Here is a 21771-nt window from a genome sequence, read left to right as displayed (position 1 = left end):
AACAGAACAGCATAACCACGCGTCCGTGTCGAGGCTTGATCGTTTCCGTTGGTCCGATGCGCCGGCGGTGGTGGAGGCTTGTCGCAAGGGTAATGGCCCCGTCGAACCCTCCCGCATTCGACCATGTCGATCGAACGGGTGGTGGTGCCGCTTACGTGACTCGAACACGTGACCCCATCATTACGAATGATGTGCTCTACCAACTGAGCTAAAGCGGCGCAGGGTCGGCTTTTGGGGGGCCGGGTTTGCGTGCGGAGCCGTTAACAGCAGGCGGGGCAGGATGCAAGCCGCGTTCGGAGGCTTGGCGGCGTTTGCGCGCGGCAGGTGCCTCGCGTTGTTTCGCGGAGGGGCGGTTAACCCTGCCTTTACCCACTTGCGAGACAATGCCGGTCTGAAAAACACAGGTTGGGACCGATCAATGGATACTCTGCGCGGATATCGCGATGGCGTGTACGGCCATGACGACGCAGACGACGCACCGCTGGCGTCGCCAGCACCGGAAGCCGATGACGAAGCGCTGATGGATCCGCCACAGTCGTTTGGCAGCGACGAGCGGCGGATGCATGTGCGGGCCTATAATTACTGGGCGAAACTGCTTGGAAACCGCGTTTTTCCGTCGATCGAGGACCTTGATCCGGAAAATATCGAGGACTTCGGCCCCAACAGCGTGTTGCTCGATTTCACCTCGGGAATTGAAAACCCCGCGATCCCGTTCATCGGCAAGGCACTGCGCGACGAGTGCAATCTCGACGATGCCGTGTCCTATCTCGACGAGGTCCCCGGCAAGTCGCTGCTGTCGCGAATCACCGATCATTACATGCAGATCCTGGCCAACCAGGCGCCGATCGGATTCGAAGCCGAATACGTCAACGATCGCGGATCGACGATCATGTACCGCGGCATCCTGCTGCCGTTTTCCACCGACGATGACAGCATCGACTTTGTCTATGGCGTCATCAACTGGAAGGAGCTCGCCGACAAATCGCTGACCGAGACGCTGATCCTGCAGATCGATGAAGCGGTCAAGCAGGCGCCGCGCAAGCCCGCGTTGCCGATCTGGGAGGACGACCCCGCGCAGAACCTGGCGCCAGGCGAGCTTGATCTGGCAGCGTACGAAGAGCCCGCACCGCTGGACGGCTATATGGCGTTCTCCGATGTCGCTGACGGACTGGCCGAGGTCGGCTTTGGCGGCGGTGCGCAAGACGCGCCCGCGCCCGCCGCGTTTCCCGCTGTCGAGATGCCGACGAACGATGCCGCGCTGGCCGATCTGCTCGATTTCGCCCGCGCGCATGTCGATGCGGCGCTGGCCAACGAAGAACGCTCGCGCTCTTCGCTTTATGCTGCAATCGGACGCGCCTATGATTTCGCGATCGCAGCGCGCGGCCGTCCCGATGATTATACCGCCTTGCTGGCGCAGAGCGGCATCGCTGCACAGGCGCGGGCGCCGATGACGCCCTTGGTCAAATTGGTCTTCGGGGTCGGGTACGACAAGACGCGGCTGGCCGAATATGCCTGCGTGCTCGCCCACGCGATGCGGCGCGATGTGCCGCGCGGCGGCCTTGCCGAAATGCTCGAGCAGCAGCCCGGCGGTCTCAAGGCGATCGTGCAGCAGGAACGCCGCGCTCGCCGCGCCAAGGAAGACGGCTCGGACAAGAGCGGACGCAAGCTGGAAACCCGCCAGAAACTGCGCAAAAGCGACCCGCAGCCGATTGCGAGCATCGATATCGGCGATGCCGAGTTCGTGGTGCTGGTGGCGCGGCGCGACGATGCAGGCGGACTTGGCATCATCGGCATGGTCAGCGAAGATGACCCGCTGGCAGACCGCATCATGCGCCGCGTTGCGGGATAACCCGGGCGCCGCTGTTACGCGTAAGCAACAAATTATCGACAAGCCGAAAGAAAATTACGCGCGAATGCCCTCCCCCCTCTGGTGTGCGCTTGAGAAGCTGCGGTGAATGGAGCATAAGCCGCAGCCAGCAAACCCCGGAACAGATGCGGCAATACAGCACGCACGCGGGCACGAGGAACACATGGCCGAAACCCCGAATGCAGCGTCCGGTGCGGACGCGGGCTCCAGCGTATCTTCCGGTGCAACCCCCTTCTCAGACCCGCAACTCCACGCTCGGTTGCGCGACGTGCTGGCCGATGCCTTTCTGAAAGGCGCATTGCCGGGCGAGAATGAGGGCTTTGACGATGCTGCGTGCAGCGAGGCTGCGGATTTTGCGCTGAGGGCGATGGCCCGGCGGCCGTCACCCGACACGGTGCTGGCGATCGAGTCGATCCCCGGGCAGGCCGGTCACCGCCACATGCGGCTGGCGATCATCAACGACGACATGCCGTTCCTGGTCGATTCGATTGCGGCGGCGATTTCGCGCTTCGGGCTGGCGATCGATCGGGTGATCCACCCTGTCGTTGCGCTGCGCCGTGATTCGGACGGTCTGCTCAGCGAAATCTATACCGATGAAGCGCCGGGCGAGCGGCGCGAGTCGGTGGTGTATCTCGAGGTCGAGCGCGCCGATGCACGCCAGCGCAAGGCGCTCGAGGCAGCATTGCTGGGTGCGATGGCTGACGTGCGCGCGGCGGTCGCCGATTGGGCGATGCTGCAGGCAGCAATGGCAGCCGATGCCGCTGCGATGGCCGATGGCGAAGGGGCGGCACTGCTGCGCTGGTTCCTCGACCGCAACATGACCCAGCTTGCGCATCTGCGTGTCCACCGTGACGGCACCAGCGAGGCGCCACTGGGACTGGCCCGGATCAACGAACAGCCGCTGCTCGCCGCGCATTCGTTCGAACATGCATTTGCCTGGTTCGAAAGCGGCAAGGCATCGCCTTTAATCATCAAGTCGAACTTCATTTCGACCGTCCACCGCCGCGCGCCGCTGGATCTGATCATCCTGCCGATCTGGAACGAGGGCCGGGTGTCGGCACTTTCGGTCCATGGCGGCATCTGGACCAGCGCCGCGCTTGCCGCCGCGCCCGAGCGCGTGCCGGTGCTGCGCGCGCACCTCAAGATCCTGATGGACAAGTTCGGCTTCTCGCCCAGCGGCCATGCCGGCAAGGCACTGTCGCACGCGCTGACAGCGCTGCCGCACGATCTGTTGATCGCGTTCAGCCTGGAAAATCTCGAGCGCGTCGCGCTGACCGCGATGTCGCTCGCCGATCGTCCCCGCTCCAAGCTGGTGACCGTGCAGTCGTCGCTCAAGCGCCACCTGTTCGTCTTTGCCTGGCTGCCGCGCGACGAGGTGTCGACGGGCAGGCGCGTATCGATCGAGCGGATGCTGATCGAGGCTTCGGGCGGCAAGACCTTGAGCTGGTCGATCTCGCTGGAAGATGGCGAGATCGCGCTGATCCGCTTTGTGCTCGATCTGCGCGACGGCGGCATCCCGGTCGATGACGCAGCCCTGGACGCGGCATTGCGCGCCATGATCCGCGGCTGGGAACCCTCGGTCGAAGAAGCGCTGATCGCTTTGGGCGAGGACAGCCGCGCCGCGGCGCTTGCCGGTCGCTATGCACCGCAGTTCCCGATGGCCTATCGCAGCGACTACGGCGCGCAGGAGGCAGCGCTGGACATTTTGCGCCTGCGCAATCTGGAAAGCGCGGAGCAGACGGGCGCGCGTCTCTATCGCAAGAGCCTCGATGCCTCGCAGAATCTGAGGCTGAAGCTCTACAGCCAGGCCGGCGCCATTCCGCTTTCCGAAACCGTGCCGGCGCTCGAGAATTTCGGGTTCGACGTGCTCGAGGAAATGCCCACCCAGTTGGGCAGCACTGATCCCGGCCACATCCATGATTTCCTGCTTCAGCTGCGCGGTCAGGGCGATGTTGAATCGCTGTTGCTGCGGGCTCCGGCGATCGAGGCAGCCATTTCCGGCACGCTCGAGGGCAAGGCGGAGAACGACCCGTTCAACCGGCTGATCGCTGCCACCGGGCTTGAGCAGCGCGCGGTGATCTGGTTGCGCGCCTGGTACCGGTATCTGCGACAGGCAGGTCTGCCATATGGCATCGGCACCGTGGTCGATGCGCTGCATGATGCGCCGGAGATTGCCCATGCACTGGTGGCCTTGTTCGTCGCGCGACACGACCCGGCGTTCACCGGCGACCGCGAGGCGGCGACGCAGGCCAACCTGACGGCGATCACCAACGGGCTGACCCAGGTATCCGCGATCGACGACGACCGGCTGCTGCGCATGGTCCGCGCGCTGGTGATGGCGGTGCTGCGCACCAACGCCTTTGCGCCTGCTGCAGAGCTGGCGATGGTCATGAAGATCGACAGCAGCAAAGTCCCCGGCCTGCCCGCGCCCCTGCCCTGGCGCGAGATGTTCGTCTATTCGCCGCAGGTCGAAGGCATTCACCTGCGCGCAGGTCCGGTCGCGCGCGGCGGGCTGCGCTGGTCCGATCGGCGCGACGATTTCCGCACCGAGGTGCTCGGCCTGATGAAGGCGCAGCGCGTCAAGAACGCGGTGATCGTGCCGACCGGCGCCAAGGGCGGGTTCTTCCCCAAGCAGCTGCCCGATCCTGCCACCGACCGCGAAGGCTGGCTGACCGGCGGCAAGGACGCCTACAAGACCTTTATCCGCACGCTGCTGTCGGTCACCGACAACATCGTTGACGGCAAGGTTGTGCACCCGCAAAACGTCGTGATCCATGATGGCGAGGACCCGTATTTCGTGGTCGCCGCCGACAAGGGCACCGCGACTTTCTCCGACACCGCAAACGGCATCGCTGCCGAGTTCGACTTCTGGCTGGGCGATGCGTTCGCCTCGGGCGGGTCGCAGGGCTATGACCACAAGGCGATGGGCATCACCGCCAAGGGCGGCTGGGTCTCGGTCCAGCGCCACTTTGCCGAGATGGGCGTCGATGTGCAGACCGATCCGGTCCGCGTCGCCGGCTGCGGCGACATGTCGGGCGATGTCTTCGGCAACGGCATGCTGCTGTCGCGCGCGATCAAGCTGGTCGCCGCGTTCGATCATCGCCATATCTTCCTCGATCCCGATCCCGACCCGGCCAAGAGCTGGGCCGAACGCCAGCGGATGTTCGACCTGCCGCGTTCGAGCTGGGACGATTACGACAAGGCACTGATCTCGAAGGGCGGCGGCGTCTTCCCCCGCTCGATGAAATCGATCCCGCTGACCCCCGAGGTCAGGGAGATGCTCGGCGTCGAGGGCGACGAGATCGAACCGGCCGCGCTGATCTCGGCAATCCTGCGGGCAGACGTCGACCTGCTCTGGTTCGGCGGCATCGGCACCTACATCAAGGCGGCGTCAGAGAACAACATCGACGTCGGCGATCCCTCGAACGACCCCTTGCGCATCAACGCCGAACAGTTGCGCTGCAAGGTTGTCGGCGAAGGTGCCAATCTCGGCGTGACCCAGGCCGCGCGCATCGCCTTCTCGATGCTCGGCGGGCGGATCAACACCGATTTCATCGACAACTCGGCCGGCGTCGATTGTTCGGACAACGAGGTCAACATCAAGATCGGGCTTGCGGCCGTGACGCGCGCCGGCCTGCTCGACGAGCCCTCGCGCAACGCGCTGCTCGCATCGATGACCGATGACGTCTCGGCGCTGGTGCTCGAGGACAACCGCCTGCAGGCACTTGGGCTCTCGATCGCCGAGCGCGGCGGGGTTGCCGCCCTGCCCTCCTATATCCGGCTGATCGAGCATTTCGAGGAACAGGGCAGGCTCGACCGCAAGGTCGAGGGCCTGGCCGACAATGTCACGCTCAGACGGCGCGCGCAGGAGGGCCACGGCCTCACCCGGCCCGAGCTCGCGGTGGTTCTTTCCACCGCCAAGCTGACGCTGCAGGACGCGATCGAGCGCATTCCGCTCGCCGATGATCCGACGATGCGGCCCGAGCTGCTCGCCGCCTTCCCGCCGCAGATGCGCGAGGCCTATGGCGATATCCTGATGCAGCACCAGCTGCGCGGCGAGATCATCGCGACCAAGCTCGCCAACCGGATGATCAACCGGCTGGGGCTGATCCATCCCTTCGAGCTGGCCGAGGAGGAAGGCTGCACGCTGGGCGATGTCGCCGCAGCGTTCATCGCATCCGAACGGCTGTTCGCTTTGCCTGCGATCTGGGCCGATTTCGATACGGCCGACATGGACGAACAGGTCCGTCTGATGCTGTTCGAAGCCACCGCCAACATCGTGCGGGTGCACATTGCCGACGTGCTGCGCGCCAGCGCCGATGGCCTGATGCCCGGTGAAATCGTCGCCGCCTTGAAGCCCGGTGTCGATGCGCTGGTCGCAGGCATGGACGGCCTGCTCAATGCCGAGGCGCGGCTGCAGGCAGCACGCCAGGCGCAGGATCTGACCGCACAGGGTGCATCGCAGGTCCATGCCGCGCACATCGTCCGGCTGACCGGTCTGGACGGCGCGGCGGGGCTTGCCAATCTGGCCAGCACCAGCGGTACCGGTCCCCTGCCGCTGACCCACGCCTTTGCCGATCTCGGCGCGACATTGGGCCTCGACTGGACCCAGATGACCGCAGCACGGATGTCGCCCAGCGATCCATGGGAGCGGCTGCTGGTCTCAGGCCTCGCCCGCGACTTCCAGCAGATGCGCCTCGATTTTCTCAATCGCGCCAAGGGCGGCGATCCGCAGGATTTCGTGCAGAGCTGGACCGAAGCCAACCTGCCCAGGATCAAGCAATTCCGCGCGCTGGTGACCCGCGCCCAGATGGACGCCGCACCCAGCGTCGCCATGCTGGCGCAGATTGCCAGCCAGGCGCGGATATTGCTAGCGCGGTAACAGCCGCCGAACGAGGTTTGTGCCGGCCGAGGTCTGTCCAGAGCGGCACAGACCTCGGCGGGGATTCATGCGGGATTGTGTTTTGCGAGGAATGTCTCGAGCCGCTTGAGCCAATCGGTCAGGTTGGCCGGATCGTCGAAGCCATGACCTTCCTTTTCATAGGTGATGTATTCGAAATCCTTGCCGGCGGTCTTGAGCGCCTCGACGTAAAGTTTGGCCTGCTGCGGCGGGACGATCGCATCTTCCATCCCCTGTGCCACCAGCACCGGTCTCGTCAGTTGCTTCGCCTGAACGAGCGGCGATACCGAATCCAGGTTGAAGTCCTCTCCCCCCTGGATGGTGCTGCGCCACTTGCGAATGCCGGCCCGGCTGAAGAACTTTGCATCGTATTTCAGGATTCGCCGCCAATCGGTAACGCCGGCAAAGCTCGCCGCGCACCGGTAGCGATCCGGATTGCGGGTCACGGCCCATAATGCGGCGTACCCGCCATAGGAGGCTCCAACCACGCACACCCGCGCCGGATCAACGATGCCTTCCTTGACCAGCCAGTCCATGCCATCATCCAGATCGTCTTGCATCTGGCGGCCGATCGCACCTTCCCCGGCCCTGGAATGGGCTTCGCCATAGCCGGCTGACCCGCGAAAATTGGGCTGCAACACTGCATAGCCGCGGTTTGCCAGAAACTGGACCTCGACATCATAATTGAGCATGTCGCGGACCCCGTATGGCCCACCATGCGGCAGGATGATCAGCGGAAGGCCCTTGGCTTCGCGACCCTTTGGCAGGGTCAGATTGCCATGGATGGTCAGCCCATCCCGCGCCTTGTAGCTGACGTACTTGCCTGGGCTGAGCCGGGCGGGGTGAAGACTTTCGTTGGTGCGCGCCAAAAGGAACATGGTCCCGACAGACTCGTCGAACACATAATAGCCCCCCGGGTCGTTCGACCCGCCGACATGCAGGATCTTCACCTTGCCGTCGCGGCTGCGCGAGACCAGCGCGCCATGCTTGGCGCCGAGCGCCTTGTCGATTGCATCCTGCACATTTTGCTGCGCGGGATCGAACCAGTGCACCTTCGGTCTTTCGTCGGCATAATAGACAGCCGAAAGACTGCCATCATCGGCGAGATCGAAGTCGGTGACGTCATGCTCGGGATCGCCATATACCAGCTCCCCCACCGTCTGGGTGACATAGTTGTAGCGGTGCAGAGCATAGCGGCCATTGTCGGCGATCGAAAGCACGAAGCCTTCATCCGAACCGCTGATGACCCGAATGGCTTCGAGAAGCCCGCTGCGGTTTTCGTCATCATTCCGGATGGTGGCGAGCTTCTTCAGATCGCCGTCGGCCGTGGGGCGATAGTACAGGGTCCTGCTGTTCGCTCCAAAGGTGATGCCCATCCGCACCACCCCCTTGTTGTCGGCAAACCATTCCCAGATATTGTTGGCCGGTGCCTGAATCTGCGACACCTTGCCGGTATCCAGCCAGGCCTTGAACACGGACGGATAGTCGTAGGGCGTGCGCTGGATGGACAGCAAGGCCCAGTCACCCGACGGATCGACGTACAGCAGGTCGTCCCCTTCAAGCCCCTGATCGTTGCGACCAACGAAGATCGTCTTGAGAGTGGCGGTGTCGACCGACAGCAAATACGATCGGCGTGCCTCGGAATCGAACCATTTGACGGTTTGCGAAACGCTGATCAGGATGCGGTTGTCGCTGGCCCAGCGGTACCAGTTGAGATCGAGCCGGTCCGGCAGCACGATCGGGTGCAACTTGCTATCTGCGACGCCCCGAAATGCGACAACGGTCTTGCCGCCGCTCTGGGTGGAAAACAAGATGCGCTCGCCATTGGGCGATATTCTGGGGCCGTTGATCAACGGCAGCTTGGCGAAAACCGCTGCGTCATAAGCGGACGTATCGGTCAACACCGCAGCCGAAGCCGACGGTGCCGAGGCCGCTGGCGGAGCCTGCGCACCGGCAGCCGAAGCTGCCAGCGCCGCGACTGCCGCCATCCCGATCAATGTTCTTGCAACGTCCACCCCATTTGCTCCCCAGCAACCATAATCGGGGAGACGTTAGACGTCATTACTGGGGGCTGGCAAGACAACGACCCCAGATTGGAGGAGGTTGCAGCGCTTATGCCGCTTCCTTCTTCCGGCCCTGCTTCTTGCGCTCGTTCGGATCGAGGTAGCGCTTGCGCAGCCGGATGTTCTTGGGGGTCACTTCGACCATTTCGTCGTCGTCGATGTACGCGATCGCCTGCTCCAGGCTCATCAGGCGCGGCGGGGTCAGACGGATGGCGTCGTCCTTGCCGGTCGAACGGAAGTTCGTCAGCTGCTTCGACTTCATCGGGTTGACCTCAAGGTCATCGGGCTTGGCGTTTTCGCCGATGATCATGCCTTCATAGACCGGAACGCCCGAGCCGAGGAACAGCACGCCGCGCTCTTCGAGAGCGTTGAGCGCATAGCCGACGGTATCGCCGGTGCCGTTCGAGATCAGCACGCCGAGCTGGCGCCCGGTGATCTGGCCCTTGTAGGGGCCGTACTTTTCGAACAACCGGTTCATGATGCCGGTGCCGCGCGTGTCGGACAGGAACTCGCCATGATAGCCGATCAGCCCGCGCGAAGGCGCGCTGAAGGTGATGCGGGTCTTGCCGCCGCCCGAGGGACGCATGTCGGTCATCTCGGCCTTGCGCTGCGCCATCTTCTCGACGACCGTGCCCGAATGCTCTTCGTCCACGTCGATGACGACGGTTTCGTAGGGCTCTTCGCGCTGGCCGGATTCGGTTTCACTGGCTTCGCGGAACAGCACGCGCGGACGTGAGATGCCCAGCTCGAAGCCTTCGCGGCGCATCGTCTCGATCAGCACGCCGAGCTGCAATTCGCCGCGCCCTGCAACTTCGAAGCTGTCCTTGTCGGCCGATTCGGTGATCTTGATGGCGACGTTCGATTCGGCTTCGCGCATCAGGCGGTCGCGGATCATGCGGCTGGTCACCTTGGTGCCCTCGCGGCCCGCAAACGGGCTGTCGTTCACCGCAAAGCGCATCGACAGCGTCGGCGGATCGATCGGCTGCGCGTGCAGCGGCTCGGTCACGGTCGGCTCGCAAATGGTGTTGGCGACGGTCGCGGTGGTCATCCCTGCGATCGAAATGATGTCACCGGCATTGGCAACGTCAACCGGAACGCGCTCGAGGCCACGGAACGCCATGATCTTCGAAGCACGGCCGGTTTCAACGATATTGCCATCGGGATCGAGCGCGTGGATCGCCTGGTTGGTCTTGACCGAGCCCGAAAACACCAGACCGGTGAGAATGCGGCCAAGGAAGTTGTCGCGGTCGAGCAAGGTGACCAGGAACTTGAACGGACCATCGGGGTCGGCCGACGGCGCCGGCACATGCTCGACGATCTTCTTGAACAGCGGCTCGAGCGTGCCTTCGCGCACTTCAGGGGTGTTGCCGCAATAGCCGTTACGGCCCGAAGCGAAGAGAACGGGGAAATCGAGCTGCTCGTCATTGGCTTCCAACGACACGAACAGATCGAACACCTCGTCGAGCACTTCCTGCGGGCGGCCATCGGGACGGTCGATCTTGTTGACCACGACGATCGGCTTGAGGCCCAAAGCCAGCGCCTTGCCGGTGACGAACTTGGTCTGCGGCATCGCGCCTTCGGCAGCATCGACGAGCAGGATCACGCCATCGACCATCGAGAGGATGCGTTCCACTTCGCCGCCGAAGTCGGCGTGGCCCGGGGTATCGACGATGTTGACGCGGGTCAGGTTGCCCTGCTGGTCGTCCCATTCGATCGAGGTGCACTTGGCCAGAATAGTGATGCCGCGTTCTTTCTCGAGATCGTTCGAATCCATCGCGCGCTCTTCGACGCGCTGGTTGTCGCGGAAGGTGCCGGACTGGCGGAAAAGCTGGTCAACAAGGGTGGTCTTGCCATGATCGACGTGCGCGATGATGGCGATATTGCGAAGGGACATGAATTGGAGCCTGTGTCAGGGGATTGCCGGGGCATGCCGGTACCCGGCACGCCACTCTCGCCGCGCCCATAGCCCAAGCCTTGCTGCGGCGCAACAACTTGCGCGTTGGGGGTTGGCGGCGAGAGGCAGCGCAACCTCTCTCCCCTCCCGCAAGCGGGAGGGGGGGCCGAAGGCCGGGGTGGGCCTGAACGGTTGGCTGTCTCTACAGGCCCACCCCGGCCCGGCAAGCCGGACCTGCCCCTCCCGCATGCGGGAGGGGAGAGAAGAGCACGCTGCCACCCTCCTTCGTCATCCTGAACTCGTTTCAGGTCCCAGCGTGCCAGATTGACCGAAGCCGCGTGGGGAGAAATGGGCCCTGAAACGAGTTCAGGGTGACGGGTTTCAGCATCCCTATTGGCTTGACGGAGGGCGGCAGCTTTGCAACGAAATCCGCGAAAAACTGCCGTTCAGCAAACGACCCCATTGCGGACATTGGCGGCCAGTGTCAGGCTAATGCCAATGAAACAGGACGAACCCTTCGTAGAGCGGACGTATCTGCTCAACGGAACCGAGCTAACGTGCCGGTTCTATCGCCCCGTTTCTGATGGGCAGGATTTCAGTTGCCGATATGAAATAGCGTATCCCGACGGCCTAAGTTCGCGGAACGTCTGGGGAGTGGACAGCATCCAATCTCTGCTGCTGGCAATGCAGAGCGTGCATGCCGATCTCCTGCTCCGGCGTGAACGGAGCGGGCTCGACGTTCGATGGCTGGACGGGAAAGAGTTGGGTCTGCCACTGATGGGCGAGAACACAGCCGGAAGCAGAGATTAGCTGCTCTGACCGAATGACCGCTTCCCACCCATCGTCGGTCATCCAATGAGCTCGGTCGCCCGCCCGATAGCAGACACCCCGACACACTTCCCGTAGCACTCGCTGAACGACGGTCCCTCCAAACGGCCGCAAAGCCCCGCGCTTACTTCCCCGTCCAGTTCGGCGCCCTCTTCTGCGCAAACGCGGACGCGCCCTCGCGGGCATCCTGCGACACCATCACCTGGCCCACGAGTTCCTGCTGCTTGGCCCACATTTCCTCATTGCTCCAGCCGCGCGATTCGACGATCACCTGCTTGGAGACGCGGACCGCGAGCGGGCCGTTGGCGCTGATCTTGTGTGCGAGTTCGAGCGCGCCTTCGATCGCCGGGCCTTCGACCACGCGGTTGACGAAGCCGATCTCGTAGGCGCGCTTTGCCGAGATGAAGTCGCCGGTCAGCGCCAGTTCCATCGCGATGCGCGGCGGCACCTGGCGCGGCAGGCGCATCAGGCCGCCGGCAGCCGCCGCGAGGCCGCGCTTGGTTTCGGGGATGCCGAACTGCGCCTTGGCGTTGGCGACGATCAGGTCGCAGGTCAGCGCGACCTCCATCCCGCCCGCCAGCGCATAGCCATCCACCGCGGCGATCAGCGGCTTCCTGGGCGGTGCTTCGACGAAACCGCAAAAGCCCTTGCCCTTGACCACCGGAAGCTCGCCGGTGAGGAACGCCTTCAGATCCATGCCCGAGCAAAACGTGCCGCCCGCCCCCTTGATGATGCCGACGCGCAGGGCATCGTTGGCGTCCAGTTCCTCGAGCGCCGCCGCCATGCCCTCGGCCACCGCGCGGTTGACCGCGTTCTTGGCTTCGGGCCGGTTGATCGTGATGATGAGGACGCCATCGTCGGCCAGGGTTTGCACTTCAGACATAAGAATTCTCCAGATCAAAACCGGCGCAGCCGGAACATGTCATCTCTTCTTCGCGGCTTCGCGCCTTCGCGTGAACCCAGTCTTTTGTTTCACGCGAAGACGCGAAGACGCGAAGTTATGGGTCTTCCGGCGCGCGCTAGAACAGCAGATCCGCGAGCTTCGCGCGATGCCAGGCGGCATCGCCGTACTGGCTGGCGTGCCAGATCGCGCTGCGGCGGTAGAGCCCGGCGTCGCAATCGTGCGTGAAACCGAAGCCGCCGTGGAACTGCACCGCGCGGTCGGCGGCGAAGCTGTAGGCCTTGTCGGCGGACGCCTTGGCCATGCGCACCGCGATCTCGCCGACGCCCTGCTGGCCGAAATTGTGCGCGGCGCTGAGCATGTGCGAGCGTGCCTTTTCATACGCCACATAGGCGTTGGTGATCGGGTGCTTGAGCGCCTGATATTCGCCGATCAATTTGCCGAACTGCTTGCGGGTTTTCATATACTCGATCGTGTAGTCGATCGCGCTCTGCGTCCCGCCGCACATTTCGGCGGCCTGCAACAAAGCACTCGCAAGCTCGATCTGCGTCAGCGCATTGGCGGTGCGTCCGGCGTCGAGCACCGCATCGGGGCCGATTTCGATGCCGTCGAGAGTCAGTTCATAGCTGCGCTTGGTTTCATCGATGATGATCTCGCGCCGCATCGCCGTGTCGGCAATCTGCGCGCGCTCGATCAGAGCGAGCCTGGCTGCGCCGCCAATCTGCACCGTGGCGATGATCAACGCGGCATCACGCGCATAAGCGACAAACTGCTTGGTGCCTGAAAGCACATATCCGCTGCCGCTGGCCTTGGCGGTTGCCTCGACATGGGCAAGGTTCCAGTCGCCATGCGGCTCGCTCAGCGCCAACGTCGCCACTTCGCCCGCGACAATCCGCGGCAGCCATTCACCGCACTGCGCCTCGTCACCCGCCGCGAGCAGCGCCTGCGCGGCGATGGTGCAGGTTGCAAACGGCGTGGCGAGCAGCCGCCGACCCATCTGCTCGGCGATCGGCGCGACCTCGGCCATCGACAAGCCGACGCCACCCTGCGCTTCGGGGACGGCGATGCCCAGCCAGCCGAGATCGACGATCTCCTGCCAGATCGCAGGATCATAGCCATGTTCGTCGTCGATCAGCTTGCGCACCTTGTCGATCGGCGACTTGTCGCGACAGAAATTGGTCGCGACATCCATCAGCTCGATCTGCTCTTCGCTGTAGCTCAGCCCGCCGAGATGGTCGGCGAGATTTCCTTCGCTGAAGGCCATAAGTTAGCGCCCTTTCGGCAGGCCGAGCACATGCTCGGCGATAATGTTGCGCTGGATCTCGGAGGTGCCGCCGCCGATCGTGGCGGAGAAGCTGTTGAGATAGCTGCGGTGCCAATAGCCATTGTCCACCGCGCACGGATCATCGACATAATATCCGCCGCGCGTACCCTGGAAGCTCAGCGAGAACTCGGTGAGCTCGCGGATCATCTCGGTGCGCGCAAGCTTGTTCATCAGCGCCAGGCCCATCGGGCGGTCCTGCACCAAAGGCCCCATGCGGCGGCGCTGGTTGTTGAGGTTGAGCGCCTGGATATCCATCATGAAATCGACCATCCGGTCCTTCATCACCGGATCGTCAAGCAAGGGCTTGCCGCCGCGCTGCGACTGCCGCGCGAGCTCGACCACGCCCATCGCGTCGAGCTCCTTGAGGAAGTACCCACCCGCAAGGTTCACCTTGGCACCGCGCTCATATTCCAGCGTCTTCATCGCGATCTGCCAGCCATCGCCTTCGTTGCCCATCAGGCATTCGGCGGGGATGCGGGCATCGGTGAAGAAGCACTGGACGAAGCCGTACTCTCCGGTGAGCTTCTTGATCCGCCGCGTCTCGATCCCCGGCGCGTGCATCGGCGAGAGGAAGAAGCTGAGGCCGGCGTATTTGTTCGGCCCCTCGTTCGAGGTGCGCGCGAGCAGGATCATGTACTTGGCGCGGTCACCCAGCGAGGTCCAGATCTTGGAGCCATTGAGCACATATTCGTCGCCATCACGGACGGCCTTCAGTTGCGCATTGCCGAGGTCTGAGCCGTTTTCGGGCTCGGAGAAACCCTGACACCAGATATCCTCTGCGTTGAGCATCCCCTTGATGTACTTCTTTTTCTCTTCCTCGCTGCCGATATCCATGATCAGCGGTCCGGCCCAGCCGATGCCGATCGCGTTGAGCATGATCGGGCCATCGTACTTCTTCATCACCTTGGTGGCGATCCGCTGGAAATCGGGGTGCAGGCCGCCGCCGCCATATTCGACAGGCCAGCTCGCGCCGAGATAGCCCGCCTCATAGACCTTGCGCTGCCAGGCGCACAGGAACTCGAACTGCTGGTCGGTGCTCACCTCCATGAAGGTCAGCGGCAGCATGAAGCCGGGATCCTTGGGCGTGTTCTCACGGAACCAGGCGTCGGCCTGGGCTTCGTATTCGGCCAGCTCGGCGGGTGTGGGGCGGGACGGCATCATCTCTCTCCTGCATTGCCGGGCGATGCGGCGCGGCTGGATTCGCGCTCGTTTAATCGTCCGGTTAAACAGCTATGCAGGGGAGAGGCGCGGTTGTCTAGGCGGGCCGATGATTTTCCTTTCATCGTCACCCCCCCGCACGCGGGGGTCCCGCTTTTGCGCAACCGTTTCGCCAAAGCGGGATTCCCGCGTGCGCGGGAATGACGGGGTTTAGCCCTGTGCGATTGGCCGACAGTAGGACTGCTTGCGGTACCGCGTCACCGCGCCGAACTCCGCACGATCGTTGAGCAGCACGCGCAGCAGGGCAACGCCCTTTTCGCTGGGCATCGTGACCTTGCGAACGCCGCCCCGCACCGTCTGATCCGCAGTGCCCAGCACGATCTCCACCGGCGCGCCCTTGCTGTCGCGGTCGCTCTCGACAAAGGCGACATCGGTCTCGCTGTCGAACACGGTCAGCGACCAGTAATGGCCGGGCACCGGATGGGCATGAACCTTGACCGGGCCGTGCGTCAGATCGAACGCGCAGACCGAATACGCGAGATCAGGGCTGGGCCGCACGATCGTCTGGCTCTCTGCGGTCATCAGCGGCGCGTGCGACATCTGGTTGAAGCCCGATTGCGCCGCCAGCCTCTCCCATGCCTGATCCATGATCACCATCGGGGTCGCCGCCAGGGTGCCATACCAAGCGGCAAACGCAGCGAGCACGCCTGCGATCGAGGGACCGATCCACCGGTTCATGGCCTGCACTCCATCCGCTCGATGCGCGGCAGCGCCACCGTGCCGCGCGCGGCCAGCAGTTCTGGTGAGGGGTGATAGGCGCGCAGCGTCAGCTCGAACGGCCGGTCGTCGGGCATCGCGATCCAGTGCGGCCCCTCGGGATCTCGTGCGATGTCCACCTGCCAGCGATCTGCCTCGGCAGGGTTAAGCGCCGCGCTGCCCAGCGAATAGCTTCTCGTCGAATTGGGGACCAGATAGCCCGCTTCATCGTACAATGTCAGGCTCCACCACCGCGCATCGAGCTTGCCGCCCGTGACCCGATAGCGGCATTCTCCGGTGAGCTTGCGGTCCTGGCTGTCAGTGGAAGCGTTGAAATAGATCGCCTCGGTTTCGGGCAGCGCCAGCAACCCGCGCAGCGCAATAGAGGCGCGGGTACCGACGCTGGCATCGTCGGTGCCGACCTCGCTGCCTGTCGTCCACGGACCGTTGCGGATGCCGTCTGCGGCAAAGCTCTGGCGCAGCTGCGCCACCGCCGCACCCGCGCCAAGCGCCAGCCCGGCGACCAGCATCAACCCGTAACGAAAGCCCTGGTGCATACCCTATCCCTTTTCGACAGTGCCTATGGCGGAAGTTTGAGGGTGCAGGCAAGCGGGGATGCGTGGGGGGCAGTGGAGTGCGCAAACAAACGCCTCCCCCTCGATGGGGGAGGCAGCGAGACTTGGCAGCTTGCTGCCTTAGTCGCAGCGGTGAGGGTGATGGCGCGTCCGGGTGATGCCACACAATCCGGAGAGATCACCCCCACCCAACCCTCCCCCATCAAGGGGGAGGGCTTTAGAAAATCGTATTCCTCAACCCTTCTTCAGCGCCGCCTGCGCTGCTGCCAGCCGCGCGATCGGCACGCGGTACGGAGACGCGCTGACGTAATCGAGGCCGACCTTCTCGCAAAACGCGATGCTCGCAGGATCGCCGCCATGTTCGCCGCAGATGCCCAGCTTGATGTCGGGGCGGGTCTTGCGGCCTTTGGTCACCGCGATCTCTATCAGCTGGCCGACGCCCTCGATATCGAGGCTGACGAACGGATCGCGCGCGAAGATGCCCTTGTCGACATATTGCGTGAGGAAGCGGCCCGCATCGTCGCGGCTAACGCCAAGCGTTGTCTGCGTCAGATCATTGGTGCCGAAGCTGAAGAACTCGCCGACCTCGGCGATTTCGTCGGCCATCAGCGCGGCGCGCGGCAATTCGATCATCGTGCCGACCAGATACTCGATCCGCATGCCCTTTTCGGCGAACACCGCTTCGGCGGCGGTATCGACCACCTTCTTCATCAGCTCGAGCTCGCGCCGCGTGGCGACCAACGGGATCATCACCTCGGGGATCGGCGCGGCACCGCTCGCCGTTGCGACATCGCACGCCGCCTCGAAGATCGCACGCGCCTGGATCTCGTAGATCTCAGGGTACGTCACGCCAAGACGACAGCCGCGGTGGCCCAGCATGGGGTTGAACTCGTGCAGCTCGTTGGCGCGACGCTTGAGCACCTCGACCCCGACGCCAGCGGCAGCTGCGACTTCGGCAAACTCGCTCTCGCTATGCGGCAGGAACTCGTGCAGCGGCGGATCGAGCAGGCGGATGGTGACGGGAAGCCCCGCCATCACCTCGAAAATGCTGTGGAAGTCGGCGCGCTGCTCGGGCAGCAGCTTTTCGAGCGCAGCCCGCCTGCCCGCTTCGTCCTCGGCGAGGATCATCTGGCGCACATTTGTAATGCGGCTTGCCTCGAAGAACATGTGCTCGGTGCGGCACAGCCCGATACCCTCGGCGCCAAAGTCGCGCGCGACGCGGCAATCCTCGGGGGTTTCGGCATTGGTGCGCACCTTGAGGCGGCGGACCTTGTCGGCCCAGCCCATCAGCACGCCGAAATCACCGACCAGCTCGGGCTGCACGGTGGGGACCAGGCCCAGCATCACCTCACCGGTGGTGCCGTCGAGCGTGATCGTGTCGCCCTCGCGCAATTCGCGTGCGCCGATGCGCAGCACGCGCTCCTTGGTGTCGATCGACAGGCTGCCCGCGCCCGAGACGCAGGGGCGGCCCATGCCGCGAGCGACCACGGCGGCGTGGCTGGTCATGCCACCGCGCGCGGTGAGAATGCCGCGCGCCGCGTGCATGCCGTGGATGTCCTCGGGGCTGGTCTCGATCCGCACCAGGATCACCGCATCGCCCATCTCGTTGCGACGCTCGGCGGTGTCGGCGTCGAACACGATCACGCCACTCGCTGCGCCCGGTGAGGCCGGCAGGCCCTTGGTCAACACATCGCGCACCGCATCGGGATCGAGCGAGGGGTGGAGCAACTGGTCGAGCGCCATCGGATCGACGCGCGCGATCGCCTCTTCCTCGGTGATCAGGCCCTCATTGGCCATGTCGACCGCGATCCGCAGCGCCGCCTTGGCGGTGCGCTTGCCCGAGCGGGTCTGCAGCATCCACAATTTGCCGCGTTCCACCGTGAACTCGATGTCCTGCATGTCGCGGTAATGCTTTTCGAGGATGTCGAACACCCGCGCCAGCTCGGCATAGGTGTCGGGCATCGCCTCTTCCATGCTCAGCGGCTTGGCTCCGGCCTCTTCGCGCGCCTGTTTGGTGAGGTACTGCGGCGTGCGGATGCCTGCGACGACGTCCTCGCCCTGCGCGTTGATCAGGAACTCGCCGTAATACAGGTTCTCGCCGGTCGAGGGGTTGCGGGTGAACGCGACGCCCGTCGCCGAGGTGTCGCCCATGTTGCCGAACACCATCGCCTGCACGTTGACCGCGGTGCCCCATTCGCCCGGAATGTCGTTGAGCCGGCGATAGACCTTGGCGCGGTCCGACTGCCACGATCCGAACACCGCGGCGACCGCGCCCCACAACTGGTCATGCACATCCTGCGGGAACGGCTTGCCCCACTGGTCGAGCACCAGATCCTTGTATTCGCCGACGAGCGCCTTCCAGTGCTTGGCTTCCATCTCGGTATCGCTGTAGAAGCCGTTGTCTTCCTTGATGATTTCGAGCGCTTCCTCGAACGCGCCATGATCGAGGCCCAGCACCACGTCCGAATACATCTGGACGAAGCGGCGATAGCTGTCCCATGCGAAGCGCTCGTCGCCCGACACTGCGGCGAGGCCCTGAACCGTCTCGTCGTTGAGGCCGAGGTTGAGCACGGTGTCCATCATCCCGGGCATCGAAACGCGCGCGCCCGAGCGCACCGAGACGAGCAGCGGATCGGCCGCATCGCCGAAGTTCTTGCCGGTGACCTTTTCGATATGCTTGAGGCCGTCTGCGACCTCGGCCTTCAGGCTGTCGGGGAAGACCTCGCCATCGACATAATAGCGCGTGCACATCTCGGTGCTGATGGTGAAGCCCGGGGGGACCGGCAGGCCGATCGAGGCCATGCCATCAAGATTGGCGCCCTTGCCGCCAAGCAGATTCTTGTCGCCCGCACCACCATCATTGGCATCGCCACCGAACCGGTACACATATTTGGTCATCAGTCTCAGCCTGTCTTGAGGAATGAAATGATCGGTCGAGATTATCCCTCGATCTTCGAAAAATCGGCAACCCGGTGAACCGCGGCGCGGAACCGGGCAAGCAGCCCCAGCCGCGCCGCGCGCTTGGCCGGGTCGGCATCGTTGACGGTCACGTCGTCGAAGAACGCATCGATCGGCGCGCGGAGAACCGCGAGCGCAGCCATTGCGCCCTCGAAATCCTCGGCCTCGATCGCGGCGATCGCGCGCGGTTCGGCGTCATCGAGCGCGGATATAAGCGCGGCTTCAGCCGGCTCCAACTCATAAGCCCTCTCCCCTTCAGGGGAGAGGGTTGGGAGAGGGGAATGCGCGGAGGTGGGCGACTGCCCCTCTCCTTCCGCCGCTTCGCGGCTCCCTCCTCTCCCCTCAAGGGGAGAGGGCACTTCCTTCTTCAAGATATTCGCTGCGCGCTTGTACCCGGCGAGCAGGTTCCCCCCCTCGCCCGTCTCGACAAAGGCTTGAAGCGCATGAACGCGCGCGAGCAGCCGGACGAGGTCGTCCTCGCCGCCCAGCGCAAATACCGCGTCGATCAGGTCGTGACGCACACCGGCTTCGCGCTGCTGGACCTTGAGGCGGTCGGCGAAGAACCATGTTAGCCCCGCATCGCCGGACGCAATCTCATCCAGCAACAATGCATCGAGTGCGGAGCGACGTTCTTGCCCTTCGAGGTCAGTGGGACTCCTGCCAGATGCAATAACGTCCGTCATAGTCTCCAAGGTGCTATCCAGACTGAAGCGCAAGTCATTTTCGAGCACCAACCGAATTACGCTGAGAACAGCTCGGCGCAGGGCAAAAGGATCTTTGGAACCGGTAGGTTTCTCGCCAATAGCGAAAAAGCACATCAGACTATCCAGCTTATCCGCCAAACTCACCGCCACCGTCACGGGCGCAGTCGGCACGTCATCGCCCTGGCCGACCGGCTTGTAATGATCGCGGATGGCGGCGGCGACCTGGGGGTCGAGACCTTGCCTAGCTGCGTAATAACCGCCCATAAGCCCCTGAAGTTCAGGGAATTCGCCGACCATTTCGGTGACCAGATCGGCCTTGCACAGGCGCGCGGCCTGTTCGGCGAGGGTGGCGAGATTTCCAAAATCCTCCCCGAGCTTGTCTCGGGGAGGGGGACCGCCGGCGAAGCCGGGGGTGGAGGGGTTCTTCGTCCCTTCGACCTCGCCAAGAGCCCCTCCACCATGCTGCGCATGGTCCCCCTCCCCGAGCAAGCTCGGGGAGGATTTGACGATACCCTCTTCGCACAACCACCGCGCGAGCTTCGCAACCCGCTCGACCTTGTCGGCCACCGTGCCCAGCTTCTCGTGGAACACAATTGCCTGCAGCTTCTCGGCATGCTGCGCGAGCGTCTTCTTCTGGTCGAGTTCCCAGAAGAACCGCGCATCGCTCAACCGCGCCGCGAGCACCTTCTCGTTGCCCGCGACGATCGCCTTGCCGCCATCGTGCGCCGCAATGTTCGCAGTGCAGACGAACGCGGGGGCGAGTGTAGAGGCAAGAGCCCCTCCACCAGCCTGCGGCTGGTCCCCCTCCCCGAGACGAGCTCGGGGAGGATTTACACAGACGAAATATTTCTGGTTGATCCGGGTGGTGAGCTGGATGACCTCGGGCGGGACCTCGAGAAACGCGGGGTCATAGCGGCCCAGCAAAGGCACCGGCCATTCGGTGAGCCCGGCGTTTTCGACGACCAGCCCCTCGTCCTCGACCAGCACGTAGCCCGCGTCGGTCGCCGCCTTGGCCGCGCCGTCACGGATGATGCTCGCGCGCTCGTCATGGTCGACGATGACGTGCGCCGCACGCAGCGCGCTGGCGTAATCCTCGACGCCCGAGATCGTCACCGGGCCCTTGTGGTGGAAGCGGTGGCCCGCGGTGGTGTCGCCCGCGACCAGCCCATCGATCTCGCACGGCACGACATAGCCGCCGAGCAACGCGACGATGCCCTGCAACGGGCGGACCCAGCGTAGGCTCTCGGTCGATTGGCTGGCGGCGCCCCAGCGCATCGACTTGGGCCAGGGGAAGGCGCGGATGATCGCTGGGATCGCGTCGGCGAGCACATCGGCGGTGGCGCGGCCGGGCTTTTCGATCACCGCGAACAATGTCGCGCGGCCCTTGACCTCGCGGGTCTCCAGCGCGTCGCGGGTCAGCCCCGCTTTGCGCAGGAAGCCATCGACCGCGGCATCGGGCGCATCGGCAGGCGGGCCTTTGAGCTCTTCGGACACCGCCTCGGTGCTCTCGGGCAGCCCGCGCGCGATCAGCGCGAGGCGGCGTGGGGTGGAGTAGGTCTGCAACCCTTCCGCCTTGAGGCCGGCCGAGGCGAGCTGGTCGGTGAACAATTTCTCGAGATCGGCGCGCGCCTTGGCCTGCATCCGCGCGGGGATTTCTTCGGAGAGCAGTTCGAGCAGGAAGTCGGTCACAGCCCTCTCCCCTTCAGGGGAGAGGGAGGAGCCGCCTTCAGGCGGCGGGGGGAGAGGGGATTGCGCAGAGGTCGGCGACGGGGCCGGGCCCAACCCCCAACCCCGCGGGGGGGTGGGGGGAAAATTGGGGTTTACCACACGCCCCCCCCCCCCG

Annotated in this window: 12 protein-coding genes and 1 tRNA gene; 3 read left to right on the top strand and 10 right to left on the bottom strand. The window is 64.3% G+C overall.

Annotation, left to right across the window (positions count from 1 at the left end):
* Positions 1–142 precede the first annotated feature (142 nt).
* Positions 143–218 (bottom strand) — tRNA-Thr (locus ACK4R0_RS03535).
* Positions 219–418: 200 nt separating this feature from the next.
* On the opposite strand from ACK4R0_RS03535, the gene ACK4R0_RS03530 reads away from it, so the two are divergent.
* Both ACK4R0_RS03530 and ACK4R0_RS03525 read left to right on the top strand, forming a co-directional pair.
* Complete coding sequence (locus ACK4R0_RS03530) at positions 419–1849, top strand: hypothetical protein (RefSeq protein ID WP_409670260.1); 1431 nt, start codon at positions 419–421, stop codon at positions 1847–1849.
* Positions 1850–2030: 181 nt separating this feature from the next.
* Positions 2031–6749: an NAD-glutamate dehydrogenase gene (locus ACK4R0_RS03525; RefSeq protein WP_409670257.1), complete on the top strand. Its 4719-nt coding sequence runs from the start codon at positions 2031–2033 to the stop codon at positions 6747–6749.
* 65 nt (positions 6750–6814) lie between these two features.
* Here the strand turns inward: ACK4R0_RS03525 and ACK4R0_RS03520 are convergent, their stop codons facing one another.
* Both ACK4R0_RS03520 and typA read right to left on the bottom strand, forming a co-directional pair.
* The gene (locus ACK4R0_RS03520) at positions 6815–8782 is read right to left on the bottom strand and encodes an alpha/beta hydrolase family protein (protein WP_409670254.1); all 1968 of its coding nucleotides are present in this window, start codon (positions 8780–8782) and stop codon (positions 6815–6817) included.
* A gap of 97 nt (positions 8783–8879) precedes the next feature.
* Positions 8880–10724 (bottom strand): translational GTPase TypA, encoded by a 1845-nt coding sequence (gene typA, locus ACK4R0_RS03515; RefSeq protein ID WP_409670251.1) that lies wholly within the window; start codon positions 10722–10724, stop codon positions 8880–8882.
* Between the two features lie 498 nt (positions 10725–11222).
* Here typA and ACK4R0_RS03510 point away from each other — a divergent pair, with 498 nt between their 5' ends.
* Positions 11223–11534: a DUF6968 family protein gene (locus tag ACK4R0_RS03510; protein WP_409670248.1), complete on the top strand. Its 312-nt coding sequence runs from the start codon at positions 11223–11225 to the stop codon at positions 11532–11534.
* 142 nt (positions 11535–11676) lie between these two features.
* Here ACK4R0_RS03510 and ACK4R0_RS03505 read toward each other — a convergent pair whose 3' ends face one another.
* The 7 genes from ACK4R0_RS03505 to glyS form a co-directional block, all read right to left on the bottom strand.
* Positions 11677–12435, bottom strand: a complete 759-nt coding sequence (locus tag ACK4R0_RS03505) for a crotonase/enoyl-CoA hydratase family protein (RefSeq protein ID WP_409670244.1) — start codon at positions 12433–12435, stop codon at positions 11677–11679.
* 136 nt (positions 12436–12571) lie between these two features.
* A complete protein-coding gene (locus tag ACK4R0_RS03500; protein WP_409670241.1) occupies positions 12572–13717 on the bottom strand; it encodes an acyl-CoA dehydrogenase family protein in 1146 nt (381 codons plus the stop codon).
* Between the two features lie 3 nt (positions 13718–13720).
* Positions 13721–14938 (bottom strand): acyl-CoA dehydrogenase family protein, encoded by a 1218-nt coding sequence (locus ACK4R0_RS03495; RefSeq protein WP_409670238.1) that lies wholly within the window; start codon positions 14936–14938, stop codon positions 13721–13723.
* A gap of 207 nt (positions 14939–15145) precedes the next feature.
* Positions 15146–15673 carry a DUF1254 domain-containing protein gene (locus tag ACK4R0_RS03490; RefSeq protein ID WP_409670236.1) on the bottom strand — a complete coding sequence of 176 codons (528 nt, stop codon included), beginning with the start codon at positions 15671–15673 and terminating at the stop codon, positions 15146–15148.
* Positions 15670–16248, bottom strand: coding sequence for a DUF1214 domain-containing protein (locus tag ACK4R0_RS03485; RefSeq protein WP_409670233.1), 579 nt, complete (start codon positions 16246–16248; stop codon positions 15670–15672). Before ACK4R0_RS03485 ends, ACK4R0_RS03490 begins: the two co-directional genes overlap by 4 nt.
* Before the next feature lie 252 nt (positions 16249–16500).
* Positions 16501–19164: a pyruvate, phosphate dikinase gene (gene ppdK / locus ACK4R0_RS03480; RefSeq protein ID WP_409670230.1), complete on the bottom strand. Its 2664-nt coding sequence runs from the start codon at positions 19162–19164 to the stop codon at positions 16501–16503.
* A gap of 41 nt (positions 19165–19205) precedes the next feature.
* Positions 19206–21617 carry a glycine--tRNA ligase subunit beta gene (gene glyS, locus ACK4R0_RS03475; protein WP_409670896.1) on the bottom strand — a complete coding sequence of 804 codons (2412 nt, stop codon included), beginning with the start codon at positions 21615–21617 and terminating at the stop codon, positions 19206–19208.
* Positions 21618–21771 lie beyond the last annotated feature (154 nt).

It is taken from the genome of Blastomonas sp. (assembly GCF_046294995.1).
GTDB lineage: Bacteria > Pseudomonadota > Alphaproteobacteria > Sphingomonadales > Sphingomonadaceae > Blastomonas.
This window is presented reverse-complemented; position numbering and strand designations above follow the sequence as displayed.